General features: G+C 45.2%; 13 protein-coding genes. 6 read left to right on the forward strand and 7 right to left on the reverse strand.

Going from position 1 to position 18,183, the window contains the following annotated elements; all coding sequences use genetic code 11:
• Positions 1–24: 24 nt before the first annotated feature.
• From tssC to tssI, 7 genes are all read right to left on the reverse strand, one after another.
• Positions 25–1,503, reverse strand: a complete 1,479-nt coding sequence (tssC, locus tag MSG38_RS05135; RefSeq protein WP_050650597.1) for a type VI secretion system contractile sheath large subunit — start codon at positions 1,501–1,503, stop codon at positions 25–27.
• Entirely contained in the window at positions 1,503–2,006 is a 504-nt protein-coding gene (gene tssB, locus MSG38_RS05140; protein ID WP_248401203.1) for a type VI secretion system contractile sheath small subunit, read from the reverse strand. The genes tssC and tssB overlap by 1 nt, the downstream gene beginning before the upstream one ends.
• A gap of 19 nt (positions 2,007–2,025) precedes the next feature.
• Entirely contained in the window at positions 2,026–2,547 is a 522-nt protein-coding gene (locus tag MSG38_RS05145; RefSeq protein ID WP_017110736.1) for a type VI secretion system tube protein Hcp, read from the reverse strand.
• A 32-nt stretch (positions 2,548–2,579) separates the two neighbouring features.
• The gene (locus MSG38_RS05150) at positions 2,580–4,040 is read right to left on the reverse strand and encodes a type VI secretion system ImpA family N-terminal domain-containing protein (protein ID WP_050650596.1); all 1,461 of its coding nucleotides are present in this window, start codon (positions 4,038–4,040) and stop codon (positions 2,580–2,582) included.
• 220 nt (positions 4,041–4,260) lie between these two features.
• Entirely contained in the window at positions 4,261–4,560 is a 300-nt protein-coding gene (locus MSG38_RS05155; RefSeq protein ID WP_017110734.1) for a PAAR domain-containing protein, read from the reverse strand.
• A 9-nt stretch (positions 4,561–4,569) separates the two neighbouring features.
• Entirely contained in the window at positions 4,570–5,130 is a 561-nt protein-coding gene (locus MSG38_RS05160) for a hypothetical protein (RefSeq protein ID WP_248401204.1), read from the reverse strand.
• 60 nt (positions 5,131–5,190) lie between these two features.
• Complete coding sequence (gene tssI / locus MSG38_RS05165) at positions 5,191–7,173, reverse strand: type VI secretion system tip protein TssI/VgrG (RefSeq protein WP_050650595.1); 1,983 nt, start codon at positions 7,171–7,173, stop codon at positions 5,191–5,193.
• A gap of 372 nt (positions 7,174–7,545) precedes the next feature.
• Between tssI and MSG38_RS05170 the strand changes: the two genes are divergently transcribed.
• From MSG38_RS05170 to prpF, 6 genes are all read left to right on the forward strand, one after another.
• The gene (locus MSG38_RS05170) at positions 7,546–10,719 is read left to right on the forward strand and encodes an HD domain-containing phosphohydrolase (protein WP_248401205.1); all 3,174 of its coding nucleotides are present in this window, start codon (positions 7,546–7,548) and stop codon (positions 10,717–10,719) included.
• A gap of 391 nt (positions 10,720–11,110) precedes the next feature.
• The gene (locus tag MSG38_RS05175; protein ID WP_248401471.1) at positions 11,111–11,830 is read left to right on the forward strand and encodes a GntR family transcriptional regulator; all 720 of its coding nucleotides are present in this window, start codon (positions 11,111–11,113) and stop codon (positions 11,828–11,830) included.
• Positions 11,831–11,926: 96 nt separating this feature from the next.
• Positions 11,927–12,823 carry a methylisocitrate lyase gene (prpB, locus tag MSG38_RS05180; protein WP_048616363.1) on the forward strand — a complete coding sequence of 299 codons (897 nt, stop codon included), beginning with the start codon at positions 11,927–11,929 and terminating at the stop codon, positions 12,821–12,823.
• Positions 12,824–12,969: 146 nt separating this feature from the next.
• Complete coding sequence (gene prpC / locus MSG38_RS05185) at positions 12,970–14,184, forward strand: 2-methylcitrate synthase (protein ID WP_248401206.1); 1,215 nt, start codon at positions 12,970–12,972, stop codon at positions 14,182–14,184.
• A 100-nt stretch (positions 14,185–14,284) separates the two neighbouring features.
• The gene (gene acnD / locus MSG38_RS05190; RefSeq protein WP_248401207.1) at positions 14,285–16,921 is read left to right on the forward strand and encodes a Fe/S-dependent 2-methylisocitrate dehydratase AcnD; all 2,637 of its coding nucleotides are present in this window, start codon (positions 14,285–14,287) and stop codon (positions 16,919–16,921) included.
• 9 nt (positions 16,922–16,930) lie between these two features.
• Positions 16,931–18,103, forward strand: coding sequence for a 2-methylaconitate cis-trans isomerase PrpF (prpF, locus tag MSG38_RS05195; RefSeq protein ID WP_248401208.1), 1,173 nt, complete (start codon positions 16,931–16,933; stop codon positions 18,101–18,103).
• Positions 18,104–18,183 lie beyond the last annotated feature (80 nt).

Consider the following 18,183-nt stretch of genomic DNA (forward strand, 5'->3'; position numbering starts at 1 on the left):
CGGATTACTCCGGCCAAATCCATATTAGCCTGGAATCTTAGCAACCATTCGAACTGAGGTCGTCAGTTCTTCAAGTTGTAACCAAGGTCTTAGATGAGCGACAGCTGAGTATGCGCCTGGCTTACCCGGTTGCTCGACCACTTCAATGCGAGATTCACAAAGAGGGGTTTTTGCACGTTGCTCATTACCAATGGCACCCGCGTTGGTGTATTGGTCGATCCATAGTTGTAGCTCTCGTTTGATATCCGGAGCTTCAAGATTCGAGCCTAACTTGTCGCGACCCATTACTTTCAGGTAGTGGGCGATACGGCTACTTGCCATGATGTAAGGCAGACGAGCTGAAATTGCCGCGTTTGCTGTTGCATCTGGGTCAGTGAAGGTTTTAGGCTTCTGAGTTGTTTGACCACCAATGAACACAGCGTAGTTAGAGCTTTTGTAGTGAACCAAAGGAAGGAAACCAAGGTCAGAAAGCTCTTTTTCACGCTCATCCGTTAGGTTAACTTCTGTTGGACACTGCTGAAGTAGGTCGCCCGCTTCAGACTTGTACGTTAGGTTTGGAAGGTTCTCGACCTTACCACCGTTATCCAGACCGCGAATAGAAGTACACCAACCTGAAGCCGTGTAAGCTTGAGTCATTTTAAGACCCAGATCATACGCTGCATTAGACCAAACTAACTGATCATTGCTGGTTGGTTTAGGATTGCCATCCATATCAGTACCAAGCTCTTCATAAGCGAAGACATCAGTACTCAAACCTTTGTCACCATAAGGTAAGCGAGCAAGAGTTCGTGGCAGTGTTAGAGTTACGTAGCGAGCGTCATCACTCTCACGGAATGAATTCCATGCAGCATAAGCAGGAGAGTCGAAACCTGCAGCAACAGGCTTGCCTTCAGAGAATGTTTGGAAGTCATTAAACTCGAACATCTCAGCATTGGCAGCGGCCACGAATGGTGCGTGACACGCTGCAGCAACTTCACCCATGTAGCGAAGTAGGGCAACATCTTCATCTTTCGCGCTAAACTCGTAATCACCGATGAATGTGCCGTAAGGTTCACCACCTGCGGTACCAAACTCACCTTGGTAAACCGCATTGAATAACGGGCTACGGTCAATCGCTGGTGCATCTTCAAATTGATCAAGCAGCTCTTCTTGAGTGTAATCGACCATTTTGATCTTTAGATCACGACCAAGTTCGCTCTCTTTAACGAGTTTTTGTAGACCACGCCAAGAGCCTTCAAGCTTCTGTAAGTCTTTTTGTTGCATGACTTCAGATAACTGTTGAGATAGCTTCTTGTCTATCTCTGAGATTGCGTTTTCAATTGTTTTTGTAACGTTCTTATCCCACGTCACGGTGCCAGAAAGAGCTTGCTCTGTAAGTACAGAAAACAGTTCTTTTGTCGTGTCTGCAGGAGTTTGAGTGGTTGCTTCAATCGCACGGTCTAGGAAGCTCAGTGAGCTTTCCGCTGCTTCCGGTTGCGCTTGATTCTCAGTTTCAGTACTCATTACTCAGCTCCTTCTTCTTTAATGCCAAGCTCATAAGAAAGAGCATTAATCGTATCTGCACTTTGTAGAACTTCTTTAAGCAGCTTTTCTAGATCGCGGGAACGATCAGCTTTAGAAAGAAGTACCTTCAGTTGATTACGGGTTTCGACGAGTTTTTTAAGCGGTTCAACCTGTTCAATAATTGCTTCAGGTTCGAAGTCTTTCATCGAGTCAAACTTAAGGCTCGCTTCAAACTGGCTGTCATCACCGGCAAGTACATTGTCTACTTTTAGGGATAATTCAGGGCCAACACGCTTCATTACAGTGTCGAAGTTGTCTTTATCAACGTTATAGAAGGTACGATCTTCCACTTCTTCTTTGTCTTGCTTATGGCCTGAGTAGTCACCAATAACCCCAACAACAAAAGGGAGCTCTTTGGTTTCTACAGCGCCATTAGTCTCAACGTCATAGGTAATACTTACGCGGTTCTTACTTACGCGTTTATGTTGGGAATTTAGTGCCACGGTAACTCTCCTTGTTTAATTACTTAGCAGTTGAAGTAACTTTAGCTGTAGTAGCATCGAAGCCAACCTCAGGGCCTTTCTCGATCTTACCGCCGTCAGCTTCAATGTAGTAAGCCTTAGAAATTTCTGTGTAGGTTAGGCTGAAAGACTCGCTTGGAAGTGAACCGTCTGTGCCAGACATGTTGTAGCTAGACATACGAGCCATCTTAAGCGTTAGAATCAGATATGGATCAGCACCAGAACCTTCACGGTTTGGTTTTGTCATAACGATTTCAACAGTGCGACCTTCTGGACCCGGCGCATATAAGAAAGTGGTTAGATGAGGTGTTGCACCATCACAGCCACGAGTCATGTTGACTTCACCAAGAGCAACCATACCTTGGTCCGCATTGTTTGCATTACCTACATCGATACCAACACCACGTACTGCACTCCAAGAAACGCTATCAAGTGCAAAGAATCCATCTTTACCCCCGATCTTTTCTACCGTTGCTGCACCTTTTGGTGTCGTACCATCAATTCTCATAAAAATAGAAGCCATTACTTTCTCCTTGCTCAACGCATTAATGTGCTTTACCACTCAAAATCTTGCAGGCTGCTCGATGATGAGTTGGAAGTCGGTTCAGATGTTTGGATTGTATCTGTCGTACTATTTGAACTATCAGGAACTGGCGATACTGCCGCTGGCTCTTCAATAGTCGGTGTTGCTACCGGAGTTCTTTCCGGAGCGGAAGTCATTACTGGAACGGACTTTCCGGACAAATCGGTTTTGTCTAGGTTGTCCATTCCTGTCATTTGATTGATTTGGGCGATGACACTTTCATTGCCAACCATTTCTTGGAGTAACTCTGGGAAGCTCATGTAGCCCCAACGAATTGAACGTTCGAGTAAGAATGCAATAGGGCTATGAGGCTCTGTTTCTTTAAAGTACTCTGCGATTTTTCTAATTTCTTGAAACGCATGATCGCGATTAACAATGCCGTTGATGCTCGAGACGTTTTGAACAATCGTTTGAGTTTGGTTTTGAGAGGCAAGGTTGCTTAGTGCTTGTCCGTCACTAGCCACGCTTCCGTTACCTTGATTTACCTGGTTAGTTGCCCCTGAGTTTTGGCTTGTTTCAGTAGTTAAACTTGAATTAATAGGGGTATCACTTGCTTGCTGGGATGCCGAATGTATCGAATCTTCTTGCTGAGGTGCTTCTGTTGAATTTTGGATAACGTGGAAGTTGTCATCCAACGGCCAAGGAGTGAATTTTTCTCCAACAAGGAAATGTATCGCTTTAATTAAGTCACGTACGTTTGTCTTAATGAAGTTGAAGCTGATTACGGTCGCACCAACAGATTGGCATTTTTCAGCTAAGTTTTTCTCTGCAATCTCTAATTCACTAAAAATACTCGCAAGTAGATAGAGTGTTTCTGAAACACTTCCATCAAATGAGCCTAACGCTGATTCTTTTAGCTCTGCGATATTGCCTTTACGCTCAGCAGTGAGGTAATCACCAAAAGTAACGCCCGCGCAAAAATCAAGCATTTGAAAAGGAATATAAACGGAGCTTGAATCAACAGACTCACCAACGAGTTGAAGTAGGGGTTTAGTTTTAAATTCAGTGATTTCCTTTGCTTTCCCTGCATCGTCAGAAGCTTTGAGTTTAGCTTCCGGAAGCATAGGGTTTAGCGTATCCCAAAATTGGTCGATGAAAAGGTTTAAAGCCGGGATAGCATTCGCAAGGTTGTGAAATGGTTGAGAAGTAAAAAGTTGGCTTGTGATGTACCAACCTAATATCTCTAAGTCTTTGGACTGTGAGGTCAGCGTTTCTTCTGAAATCTTTCTTAATTCAGCCCAGTTGTCTGTATTGGCATCGACGATTGCGGGATCAGACGATGCATCAGGCGTTTCAACCAACTGTCGAAATGAGGATTGAGCGCTATTGTAAACGTTTCTCAAACTGCGATAGGCACTTCGATCTAACTTCAAATAAGAGCCTGAAGGCTCTTCATCCGAGATTGGAACAAGTAGGCGAGCGATTTCTGTCATATACATCCTGTAAAAATCTATTGTTATCCTGATCGCACCAAAGTGTCATATTTGATACATAATCCTTATGTTTCGTAAACACTTGTTAACATTTATTAATTCTAGAGCTTTTTCGTGAAAAGTCTCATGCAAAATAGATATTTACTCAAAACTTTGAACTTCATCTAAGAAAGTGGACCGATGTCACGGTTTTTTTGAAACCCTATGAAAAGTAAGGTATTTAACCTCCAATCATCACAGTTGGCATACCTAGAACAATCGTACCGCCGTGGCTGGTTGTATCTCCCATGCGTGCTGCTGGTTTACTCATTATGAGCACAGTGGCACTGCCTTTGATGATGCTATCAGGAGGCCCGACACATACGCACATATCCCCAAGCGTCGCGGCTGGCATATTGCCAATGAGAACTGTTGGTACTCCGGGCCCACTGATTGGCCCACCTACGTGAGGGATCGGCGGAACAGCGGGTGTCTGCATTGGGCAAACGTGCATGTCAGTTAATCGTGCGGCTAACGTCATCAGTAACTCCTATGCCTTACTGCCTTTGGCAAGCTCAAGGGCAATTCCAATAGATTTCTTATAGTACTCGTCGGTTTTATCCCAATTGGGCAGTGCTGCGGAGTGGTTTATCGCGCCTGCTACAGCTTTCGAATACAGAAAAGGGTCTGGAAGTACATTGGGTAAATCAGGTGCCACAATGCTGCCAGAACCATTCCAAAATACCGCTTGAGCTAACCAAGAAGGCCCGCAATTTAATTTGAGCTTATTAGAGAATAGTTCACTCTTGCGCCTTTGCTCTTCTGATGGCGATTTGACCCACGCTTTAGCTGTGGAAATACATTGCTTTTGCATTGCAGACCAGACGTCATTTCTCGCATCGAGCGTGTGCGTGCCCCACCAAATGGCCTCTCGAACCGGTAGCCCGTGAGCCAGAAACTGAACTAAATCGAAATAGAGCTCGTTTTCCAACAACGCTTCAATGGAGTCATCAATATTAAGTTCTTCATCGATCAGCGCTTGAGCTTCATCAGAGCTTGAGAACCTATCGAGTAACTGTCGGCCTGTCTGATACGGAATCTTTTTATACATGTTTTTGTTCTACCTAAATTTGTACTGCGGCGTGGTTTAAGTGCTGGCGATTTGAACTCGCTAATTCACCTTAACAATCGCACCTTTTAACTCACCCATCACGCCACCATCGAAAGTGCCTTTGAGGCCGGATTTAAACTCAGCACTTAATGAACCTTCTGCTGAGAGGGTGGTATCGGCTTTAATCGCGACACTGAGGCCTTTAATGCTGTTGGAGCTCGTTGCTTCTAGAGCCGTGGTAACGCCTGAAATCTTGTTTGCAGATGTAGCCTTGCTGGTCACGTTCATCCCTTCGAGGTTGAGTGCGCTGCTCGCTTTAATATCAATGTTACTGGCTTCGATACTGATGGAAGATGAAGACATGGTGATCTTACTTGAGCCAACGGTCAGCTCTATCTTGTCATCGGCTTCAAGTGAAATGGATTTGCCTTTCTCACTGATCGCTTTATCCGAGCTAAGCGTGTAGTTATCTTCTGTTGAAACGGTCACTTGCTTGGTGGTTTTCTGAATCAGCTCACCTTTGATCGTTTCAGTCAGATTGTTCTCGACTTCTTTGGTGAAATCTTTGGTCGCATGCATATACAACAGCTCATTATCTTTCTTGTCATCGAAATAGAGCTCATTCGCTAAGCCACTTAATTTGGTGCTAATGCCTGTTTTCGTGGCGTTCGCCTCTTTGTAAGGTAGCGGATTTTTACTGTTATAAACGCTTCCTGTGATAATCGGTTGGTCAGGGTCGCCATCAATGAAGCTGACTAATACCTCTTGTCCGACTCTCGGAATAAACTGAGCACCGTAACCGCTGCCTGCCATCATCTGAGCGACACGCACATAGCAACTTGTTTTGTCGCCAGAGGCTTCGGTATCCCAATGAAATTGAATGCGCACGCGGCCTTGATCGTCTTGATTGATTTCACCCGCCGTACTGCCTGCGACAATCGCACTTTGCAGACCGTGGATTTTGGCTTTGTCTCTCGGTGACGGGTAATTAGGAATCGACGTATCGAGTAGGGTAAGTTTGGTCTCACAGTGATTATCTGTGTTGTATCGAATGTGAAGTTCTGTGACCAGATAATCGCCGAGTTGAGACTTATCTAAATGGGAAGATAATGAGAACCAAGTGCCTAATTCAAATGAATCGTGTTGAGCTTCGGCTTCAACGGTTTGATAACTTTGTTCAAGCTGCTCTATTCGCCTTTTGACTAGGTTGCTAGCGAGATCTTCCATCCCACCAGTGATACCAAGGTTAGGGTAAAACTGCTTGGTCAATTTGGTATTGTTGGCGATCTTATGGCTGGATTTCTTCTCTTTACTGCTCACCAATTTGGTTTGTGAGTAGTCGTAGTTGGTTAGCTCAATGCTAGCACCATGAAATTGCCCCTGTGGCATCCATTTGTTGATTAATGGATTGCTGCCTGATGGGACCTCAATCATGTCTAGCTTGCCAGCATCCGATTTTTGAAAGGGGCTTTGCGCATCTTGCAGCATCATTAGATGGTCGGAATCGCTGTGTTGGAAAAAGTAGTGAACGCCTTCTTCTGCAAGCAATCGGGTTACGAAATCAAAGTCGCTTTCATCGTATTGAACGCAATATTCGCGTTTAGACGAAGGCATGGTGCCCGTCTTATATGAGCCACTGAAGCCAGCTTGGGTCAATACGTCTGAAACGATGTCTTTCGTTGATTGGTTTTGATAAACGCGGAAAGAGTGGGTGTGCTTCAGTAACCAGAACCAAGGTCTTAGAGTGACGCGGTAACTAGAGTACTGCAGGTTACCGTCCATACCCAGTAATTGAACCTGGGTAACAATACCGTTGAATACTCGCGTAGCGGTCAAATTATCGGTGTCATTAACGAAGCGGGTGATAGAGAGCTTTTGCCCCAATTGATCATCGATGACAAAGTTTTTTGAGATGATGGTTAGTTCGATTTTAAAAGGCTTCGATAAGTACTCAGAAATTGCAAAATCGCTGACTGCATGCTCGTTGCTTTTAGAATCTTTTGCCACAATAGTGCTGGCAGAAGGGGAGAAATTATCCGTCATAGGCTCGCCTGATAATGCTCGAAGATGTTCTGACATAAGGTTATGTCGATACTAACGAACTGACTTAATGTTAAAATTTTATATCTAAATTTATAGCATAAAGTAAATAATATAATAAGCCTGACAATAAAGGCGTGAGGTGTTTCCATTTTATGAAAACTAATACCATTAAATTAATTATGGTAATTGGCAGCTGATTTATATTGTTAAATGTCATTTAAATACAATGATATTGCGACGTAGAAGGGGATATAGGGAGATCTTGAATAATATATAGAATAATGTGTTGCTAGAGATAGTATGCCGTAGTAATAATATAAATATTGCTAGCATGTTACATTTCTGGGCTAGTGGTTATTCAAGGATAGAATAATGGCAAACACAAAAATCTCGTTGCGGTTTACCGTTGGAGGGATGTTTTTACTTGCGACAGTGCTGACGGCGATCGTCGCGGTTTCACTTCAATACTACTTCAGTAAGAAAATGGCGACTGAGCATACCTTGTCGAAGTTGACCATGGTATCTCAGGATTTAAGCGACTATATCGGCAACGTCGATTCAGATGCGATAAATACCGCTCGCTTACTCTCTTCAGTGCATCGCTCTATTAGTCATCAAATCTCTCGCGAAGAGTCGCGTGGGATTCTCTCAGAAGCGATAAAAGATAACCCTCTTTTTTACAGTATTTATATAGGCTCTTCTAACGAACGCTTCTTCCAAATTATCAATCTGGAATCTTCTCCTTTTGTTAGAGAAAAAATTGGTGCCGATCGCTCAGACCGTTGGGTGGTGATCGAGATAAGCGACAGGGAAGCAGGTCGTATCCGCACGACTAAGTATTACGACCTTGAGTTTAACCTCAGAGACTCAAAGACTGAGCCAAGCAATTACTTTCCCACGACACGACCTTGGTATGTTTCCGCGAATACTGAGACAGTTGAAAAAACACAGCCTTATCTTTTCCAACACCTTCAGATCACGGGACAAACTTATTCCTTAGCTTTTGAATCAAAGGCCGTTGCTGACACGCAACATGTAATCGGCATTGATATCGTGTTGTCTTCGTTAGCGAGTAAGTTATCTGCGAGTGCGTTAGGTTTAGATGAAGACAGTCAGGTTGAGTCATTTCTGTACTCTAAATCGGGCAATATCATTGCGTCTAATCGAGACACTGAAGCGAAACATGCACTCCCTCAGACAAGTAAAATCGATTGGTCTGCTCAGCAACAAGCTGTCATTGAGAACACGCCTCCTTTGTTACTCTCTAACCAAAGCGATTGGGGGCCAATGGATTTTGCAGTATCCGGACAGCCACACGGTTATGCGATTGATCTTCTGAAAATGATCAGTGAAATGAGTGGCGTTAAATTCGAGTTTGTTAATGGCTTTTCGTGGGCAGAGCTAACGGGCAAGTTTCATGAGGGAAGCATCGATGGTTTGCACTCTATTCAGAATTACGAAAGCAACGGTATTAGCGGTTTATACACTGACCCGATTTATGGACTACCGTTTGCTGTAGTCACGAAACGTGATGCTCTAGACGTAATTAACTACCAAGAGCTTGATGGCAAGAGCGTCGCCATTTTATCTGGATGGTCAATTACACCGAAATTAAGGTCTGACTTCCCAAATATTAGGCTTTTGGAGTTTACGGATATTGAGGCAGCGCTAGACGCTGTCGACAACGAAGAGGTTTTTGCGGTAATTGATGTTAAGCCTGTACTGTCATTTTCATTGGATAAGTTCTTCCATCAGAACTTGAAAGTAAGTGAAGCGCTCCTTGATCTCAAAACAGACTATCCTAATCAATTCCATATCGTTTTGCAGAATAAACACCAACAGCTGTTACCTATCATCAACCAAGCTATCCAGTCGCTTACTGATGAACAGAAAATAGCGTTAGCTCAAAAGTGGTTTGATCATCATGCTTTGAATGCTGGTACGACGATTCCTTACACAGAGCTCTATGAAAAAACGGCAACAGCGACTGTTGAAGGTGAGATGGTTGAGCTAAACCTCAATGGTGAACTTAAACATCTATATTTGAAGAAGATCGATACGGGGGAGCATTACTCAGAATACTTTGCGGTAGCCATCCCCGAAGCTGAAATATACAGCGCAGTTAATAAGAGAGTTGCGACTTCGATCGGTGTGACAGTTCTGTTAATGAGCCTTACTTTGCCTGTTGCGTGGATCTTTGGTGCGCCGATTGTTCGACCGATACGTCAACTTGAAGCTGAAACCAACAAAGTGAAACAGCGCGATTATGATAGCGTGAAGGTGCTTGATACTCGCATTAAAGAAGTATGGGATCTATCCGTAGCGGTTAAAGACATGGCTGCTGAAATAAAGCAGCACGAACAAACGCAGGAAGCCTTCGTCGAATCCTTTATTAAACTTATCGCGCAAGCCATCGATGACAAGTCTGCTTACACCGCAGGGCATTGTAACCGTGTGCCTGAGCTCGGTTTGATGTTGGCAGAAGCGGCTGAAAAGTCTCAATCAGACTACTTTAAAGATTTTAAATTTGAAAATGACGATGAACGTCGTGAGTTCAGAATTGCGGCTTGGCTCCATGATTGTGGCAAGATCACGACACCTGAACACATCGTCGATAAAGGTACGAAGCTAGAAGCGAACTACAACCGAATTCACGAGGTCAGAACTCGATTTGAAGTACTTTGGCGTGATGCGGAAATCACCGCTTTGAGAAAGCAACTTGAAGGTACGCTAACAACGCAGCAAATTTCCGATGAGCTTGCGACAACCAAACAACAGCTACAAGATGATTTTGCTTTTATCGCGACATCGAACGTTGGTGGTGAATTCATGAGTGATGACAAAGTTGCTCGCATTCGCTCGATAGCTGAGACGACTTGGACACGTAACTTTGATGATCAACTTGGTTTATCGCCGGTAGAGGCGTTAAATCGAGAACCGAGTTCGAGCTTACCTGCGACAGAGCCACTGTTAAGTGATAAAGCAGAGCATATAGTGAAAAGAGATAGACTGTTAGAGTTTGACCCGAAACATCAAATCAAAATGGATGTACCTGAGCACTTATACAACCTAGGCGAAGTCTACAATCTGAGTATTGCACGCGGCACGTTGACTGCAGAAGACAGATTCAAGATAAACGAGCACATGCTGGGAACAATTAAGATGCTTGAGAATCTGCCATTCCCGAAAGAGCTAAGCCGTGTTCCTCGCTATGCTTCGACGCATCATGAAACACTCAAAGGTACGGGATACCCAAGGAAACTGACTGGTGATGACCTTTCAATCCCAGAACGTATTCTGGTGATCTCCGATATTTTTGAGGCGTTGACCGCTGCGGATAGGCCTTATAAGAAGGCGAAGCCAATCAGTGTTGCTGTCGACATCATGTACAAAATGGCATTAGATGAGCATCTCGATATCGAGCTGTTTAGATTGTTCTTAACCAGCGGTACTCACCTGCGTTATGCAGAAGAGTATTTGAAGCCGGAACAAATTGATTTTGTCGATATCAACAAATACCTCGAAGTCACTCGTCAGATTGCTTGAGTAAAGTGGCTTGTTAGAACAGGCTCTATGAATGAAAGGCGCACATGAGTGCGCCTTTTTTATATCTGTTTATCGGTGAGCTGGCGGATAGATACAAAGGGGGGCTGCGTTTGACAAGTTCGGCTATAAGTTGTCGACACATCGATTTCAAATAATTTTAGAGTAGGTATCGGGTTGGTGGTTGTTAATCTGTTTAAATCTCTAAATAACAAATGGTTAAATTATTTTTTGTGTCCTTTTGGATGAGTTTTTATCGTCTGTAAAAAGTACTACCTTAGTCTAAATTGTCGACAATTGGCTTGATTGTCGACAATTTGTTCGTGTATTTTATGTTCATGTTATGAAATTGTTGACAACTAAGGTTCAGCAATCAGAAGTGAGCAGCGTGAATATGAATACTGCGATAAAAGATCTCAGCTTAAATGCAAACACGAAGACACGTGTGAGCGATAAAGAGAACACTAAATCAGAAAACCTCACTGAGTATCTCGTTGAGGCGATTGTTAACGGTGAATTACCACCGGGCAGTAAGATCTCGGAACCCGAACTGGCTAAACGCTTTGAGGTAAGTCGAGGTCCACTACGTGAAGCGATAATGCGTGTTGAAGGGCTAGGGCTTATTGAGCGAATTCCTCATGTCGGCGCTCGAGTTATTACTTTTTCTGCAGACAAACTACTCGAGTTGTACGCGGTGCGAGAGGCATTGGAAGGCATGGCGGCTCGCTTAGCAGCGCGACATATCACACAAGAAGAGCTTATCGGGCTTGAAGGATTATTGTCGACACATTCTAAACATATCGATGAAGTCGAAGGTTCATCTTACTTCCATCAACATGGGGATTTCGATTTTCATTACCGCATTATCAAAGCGAGTCGTAACAGCAAATTGATTTCTCTGTTGTGTGACGAGCTTTATCACCTATTACGCATGTACCGCTACCAATCGCCTAGAGCACAGTCTCGACCAAAAGAGGCGCTTGATGAACATAAATACATTTTACAAGCGATTCGCAACCGTGATGAAGAGCTAGCAGAAATGCTAATGCGAAGACACATCTCGGGTAGCCGATTGCTTATAGAGCAACAAATTCAATCCAAAGATCTTGATTAACTGGCGACTGGTATTTGCCAGCGGTTCTTCGCTGGCGAGAGCTAAACATCATTAGTCATAAAGATTAGAAATTAACAATTAACAAGGAGCGTCATTATGAAGTTATCAGCAGGAGCTAAGTTCCGACAAGCTGTGCAAGACAACGATCCATTGCAGATCGTCGGTACGGTGAATCCGTATTGCGCGATGATGGCAAAGAACTTGGGTCATCAGGCGATTTATTTGTCTGGCGGAGGCATCGCCAATGCGTCTTATGGCTTGCCTGATTTAGGTATTACGACATTGAACGATGTATTGGTAGATGTTGAACGTATTACCAATGCGTGTGATTTGCCCTTGCTGGTAGATATCGACACAGGTTTTGGCGGCGCGTTCAATATTGCGCGTACGATTCGCGCGATGGAGAAGGCGGGCGCGGCTGCTATTCATATGGAAGACCAAGTCGCTCAGAAACGCTGTGGTCATCGACCAAACAAAGCGATTGTTAGTCAGCAAGAGATGGTCGATAGAGTGAAAGCGGCAACCGATGCTAGAACCGATGACAGCTTTGTGATTATGGCGCGTACGGATGCATTGGCGGTTGAAGGCATTGATAGTGCGATTGAACGAGCTATTGCGTGTGTTGAAGCGGGCGCAGACATGATTTTCCCTGAGGCGATGAATCAACTCGATCAATACGTGAAGTTCTCGGCAGCGCTGAAATCAGCAACGGGTAAACACGTACCTATCTTGGCCAACATTACTGAGTTTGGCCAAACACCACTCTACAACTGTAACGAGTTAGCCCAATCAAGTGTCGACATGGTGCTTTACCCATTGAGTGCATTCCGCGCGATGAATAAAGCGGCGGAGAATGTTTACAAGCACTTGTTAGTTGAAGGCAATCAAGAAGCTCTGTTGGATTCAATGCAAACCCGTAAAGAGCTTTACGAACACCTGAATTACCACGACTACGAGAACAAGCTTGATCAGTTGTTTTCAAGCGAAGAGTAAACCGGTTTCAATTAATCAAAAATCAACTTAATCCAATAACGTGAAATGGTTAGTCGCCATATCCAGTACCGATGATAAAGATCACCGGACACATAAACAGGCAGCACCAAAGAGTGCAGGCGACTAACACAGAAAAGGAGTTCACCATGTCTGTATCTTTGAGTGATAAAGCAGCTGTCGAAAAGGCTTCAACAGAAAGCCAACAACAAAGCGAAAAACCCGAAAGCAAACCAGCTAGCGCACCTGCAATCGGTGGTGCTGGTCTTCGTGGCCAGAGTGCGGGAACAACGGCGCTATGTACGGTCGGAAAATCAGGAACCGGTTTAACCTACCGTGGTTATGATATTACTGATCTTGCTAATCATGCTCAGTTCGAAGAAGTGGCGCATCTGTTACTAAGAGGCCATTTGCCAAGTGAAAAAGAGTTAGACGATTACAAAACATTGTTAGTTGGCCTGCGTGGTTTACCTCAACCTTTGAAAGCAGCACTAGAGCTTATCCCTGCAGATGCTCATCCTATGGATGTGATGAGAACGGGTTGTTCAGTGCTAGGTAATTTAGAGCAAGAATCTGACTTCTCTGAACAACTGTCTGCGACCGAACGCATGCTTGCGCTTTTCCCTGCCATTATTTGTTATTGGTACCGCTTTAGCCATGATGGTGTGCGAATTGATACTGAAGATCAAAGTGAAGAGTGTTTAGGTGGCTACTTCTTGAAAATGCTAACGGATAAAGCGCCAAGTGAACTCCATAAGAAGGTAATGCACTGCTCGCTCACGCTTTACGCGGAACACGAGTTTAATGCTTCAACCTTTGCCGCTCGTGTGTGTGCATCAACTCTGTCTGATATCCATTCGTGTGTCACCGCAGCGATTGGTACGTTGAGAGGTCCTTTACATGGCGGTGCAAATGAAGCGGCGATGGAAATGATCCAAGATTGGCAAACCGCTGATGAAGCAGAAACTAACATCATGCAGATGCTTGCTAACAAAGACAAAATCATGGGCTTCGGTCATGCCATTTATCGTGAAAGCGACCCGCGAAATGCTCTAATCAAGCGTTGGTCAAAAGAGCTAGCTCAAGAGGTGGGAGATGAACAGCTTTACGCCGTTTCTGAGCGTGTTGAAGCGGTAATGAAGCGCGAGAAAGGGCTGTTCTGTAATGCGGACTTCTTCCATGCATCGGCTTACCACTTCATGGACATCCCAACCAAATTGTTTACTCCTATCTTCGTGATGAGCCGCCTTACGGGTTGGACGGCACACGTATTCGAGCAAAGAGAAAACAATCGAATTATTCGTCCAAGTGCAGACTACACCGGGCCAGAGCATCAAGACTGGCTACCAATCCATTTACGTTAGTCCTCTATATCGAACCTACTTATATCTCGAGGTGACTTTGTCTTCATGTGATAAGACCTCGAGAACCAACGAATAGAATTTAACAGATAATGGTGGATGTATGTCTGATGTAAAACTTGAACAAGCTCAGTACCTTGATAAAAATCAGTACCGGAAACTTTTACCCGGAACCCATTTAGAGTATTTCGATGCTTGCGAAGCGGTAGAAGCACTATCCCCGGGCGCTTATAAAACCTTGCCTTATACTTCGCGAGTGTTGGCGGAACAATTAGTAAGACGCTGTGATCCTGAAACCCTTGAAGACAGCTTAAAACAGATCATTGAACGCAAGAGCGACTTAGATTTTCCCTGGTATCCTGCGCGAGTGGTGTGTCATGACATTCTTGGTCAGACCGCTTTAGTTGATTTAGCTGGCTTACGCGATGCGATTGCCGAGCAAGGCGGAGACCCTGCCAAGGTGAACCCAGTGGTCGAAACTCAACTGATTGTTGATCACTCTTTGGCAGTGGAACATGCCGGGTTTGATAACGAAGCGTTTGATAAAAACCGTGCGATTGAAGAACGCAGAAACGAAGACCGTTTTCATTTTATTGAATGGTGTAAAACCGCGTTTAAAAACGTGAGTGTGATTCCTGCGGGGAACGGGATCATGCACCAGATTAACTTGGAGAAAATGTCTCCGGTTATTCAATCCAAAGAAGGTATCGCTTTCCCTGATACTTGTGTCGGCACCGACAGTCATACTCCTCATGTTGATGCTCTGGGTGTTATTGCAATAGGTGTAGGTGGTTTGGAAGCTGAGACTGTGATGCTCGGTCGTCCGTCTATGATGCGCTTGCCAGACATCGTGGGCGTTAAACTGACGGGTCAACGACAAGAAGGGATAACCGCAACGGATATTGTGCTTGCGATTACTGAGTTTCTTCGTAATCAGAGAGTGGTCTCAAGCTATTTGGAATTCTTCGGTGAAGGGGCTCGTGCACTGACTATTGGTGACCGCGCAACCATCTCTAACATGACTCCAGAGTATGGCGCAACAGCCGGTATGTTTTACATCGATGAACAGACCATTCAATACCTCAAGCTGACAGGGCGAGAGCCGGAGCAGGTTGAATTAGTTGAACGCTACGCCAAGCAAACCGGGCTATGGGCTGACGATCTAGACTCTGCTCAATACGAACGTGTATTAGAGTTTGATCTGTCGAAGGTTGAGCGCAATCTTGCAGGGCCGTCTAACCCACATCGTCGTTTGCCAACCAGAGAGCTGGCTGAACAAGGTATCAGTCAAACATCTTGGAAAGAGCAGCATGCTAAGCAGTACAGCGATAATCAGATGCCTGATGGTGCGGTGATCATCGCAGCAATTACCTCATGTACGAATACCAGTAATCCAAGAAATGTAGTCGCCGCAGCATTGGTGGCAAAGAAAGCCAATCAACTTGGATTAGTTCGTAAGCCATGGGTGAAAACGTCATTTGCGCCGGGCTCTAAAGTTGCCAAGCTCTATCTTGAGTCGGCAGGTTTGCTACCTGAGCTGGAACAATTAGGCTTCGGTATCGTAGGTTATGCGTGTACTACCTGTAACGGAATGAGTGGGGCGTTGGATCCTAAAATCCAACAAGAGATCATCGACCGCGACCTGTATTCAACCGCTGTGTTGTCAGGGAATCGAAACTTCGATGGTCGAATCCATCCTTATGCAAAACAAGCGTTTTTAGCCTCACCGCCATTGGTGGTTGCTTACGCCTTGGCAGGCACGATTCGCTTTGATATCGAGAAAGACAGCTTAGGCACTGACAGCAACGGCAAGCCAATCTACTTAAGTGATTTATGGCCGAGTGATGCGGAAATCGATGCGGTTGTCGGCGAGCATGTTAAGCCTCAGCAGTTCCAACAAATCTACGTAAAAATGTTCCAACCAGACGAGGATCAGGTAACGACTGAACCGCTTTATGACTGGCGACCTCAAAGTACCTATATTCGCAGGCCACCTTATTGGGAAGGGGCTCTTGCGGGAGAACGAAGCCTTTCTGGTATGAGACCTTTAGCGATTCTGGGTGACAACATCACCACAGATCACTTATCCCCTTCAAATGCGATTCTCGCTTCGAGCGCTGCGGGGGAATACCTCACCAAAATGGAAGTGCCGGAAGAGGACTTTAACTCTTACGCGACCCATCGAGGCGATCACTTAACCGCGCAACGAGCAACATTCGCCAACCCTAAGCTGTTTAACGAAATGGTGAAGGACGCTGGAGAAGTCGTGCAAGGTTCATTAGCACGAGTTGAGCCAGAAGGACAGGTTACGCGAATGTGGGAAGCGATAGAAACCTACATGAATCGCAAGCAACCCTTGATTGTCGTTGCTGGCGCGGATTACGGACAAGGTTCATCACGTGACTGGGCAGCCAAAGGGGTGCGATTAGCGGGTGTTGAAGTGATTGTGGCAGAAGGGTTTGAACGAATCCACAGAACTAACTTGGTTGGCATGGGTGTATTACCTCTGCAGTTCAAAGTAGGAACGAATCGCAATACCTTAGAGTTGGATGGCACCGAGCTTTACGACGTGTACGGCGACATTGAAGCAGGTTCTGATTTGGCTCTAGTCATCACTCGTAAAAACGGTGAAAAGCTGGATGTTCCTGTGACCTGCCGACTAGACACCGCGGACGAAGTGAATGTGTATAGTGCTGGTGGTGTGTTGCAGCGTTTTGCTAAAGACTTTCTCGCACAGTAGGAGCTGGTTATGAACCCTAAACAGATCAAAGTACCTGCAACCTATATGCGTGGAGGTACCAGTAAAGGGGTATTCTTCAATCTGGAGGACTTACCTGAAGCTGCGCAAGTCGCCGGAGAAGCTCGAGACGCATTACTTCTGCGTGTGATTGGCAGCCCGGATCCTTATGGCAAGCAAACCGATGGTATGGGTGGTGCAACATCCAGCACCAGTAAAACCGTTATTGTTTCGAAAAGCAGTAAAGCCGATCACGATGTTGATTACCTCTTTGGTCAAGTGGCAATAGATAAGCCGTTCGTTGATTGGAGCGGTAACTGCGGCAATTTGTCTGCTGCAGTGGGCCCATTTGCTATTCATAGTGGCCTCGTCGATTCGAATCGTATTCCAGAAAACGGCGTGGTCGAGGTGCGAGTATGGCAAGTGAACATAGAGAAAACCATCATTGTTCACGTGCCCATCGTTAAAGGTGAAGTCCAAGAGTTAGGTGACTTTGAACTCGATGGTGTCACTTTCCCCGCTGCTGAAATCCAAGTCGATTTTCTAGACCCCGCCGATGCGAGTGGCTCTATGTTCCCAACAGGGAATGTTGTCGATTTTTTAGATGTTCCCGATCTGGGTTGCATCAAAGCGACATACATTAATGCTGGGATACCCACCATTTTTGTTGATGCTGAATCGGTTGGTTACCAAGGCACTGAACTTCAATCAGATATCAATAGTGATACCAAAGCCTTGGCTCTGTTTGAATCCATCCGAGCACATGGTGCGGTTGCGATGGGACTTATTGATTCCCTAGAGCAAGCAGAATCACGCCAACACACTCCTAAAGTCGCGTTTGTTGCTAAGCCTCAAGCTTACCAAGCCTCAAGTGGTAAAGCGGTTGCTGTTGAAGATACTGATCTTCTGGTACGAGCTTTGTCTATGGGGCAATTGCACCACGCCATGATGGGTACGGCTGCGGTCGCCATTGCTTCAGCGGCAAGTGTACCAGGCACCTTAGTGAACTTGGCAGCCGGTGAGGGTTATCGAGATTTTGTGACCTTTGGACACCCGTCAGGAACCTTAAAGGTAGGTGCGAAAGCGCTCCAGACCGAAAGTGGGTGGAAAATAGAACGGGCGATAATGAGTCGTAGTGCCCGAGTGATCATGGAAGGTGCCATCCGTGTGCCTTTTCCTAAGTAAAGCGATTGTCGGGAACGGTTAGATGCTCACGAACACAACGCTGAGAAAAGAGTGCACCCAAGTGAACGGCCAAAAGCTAG

Origin of the sequence: Vibrio sp. 1CM24A (genome assembly GCF_023161725.1) — a bacterium.
Classification (GTDB): Bacteria; Pseudomonadota; Gammaproteobacteria; order Enterobacterales; family Vibrionaceae; genus Vibrio; species Vibrio coralliirubri.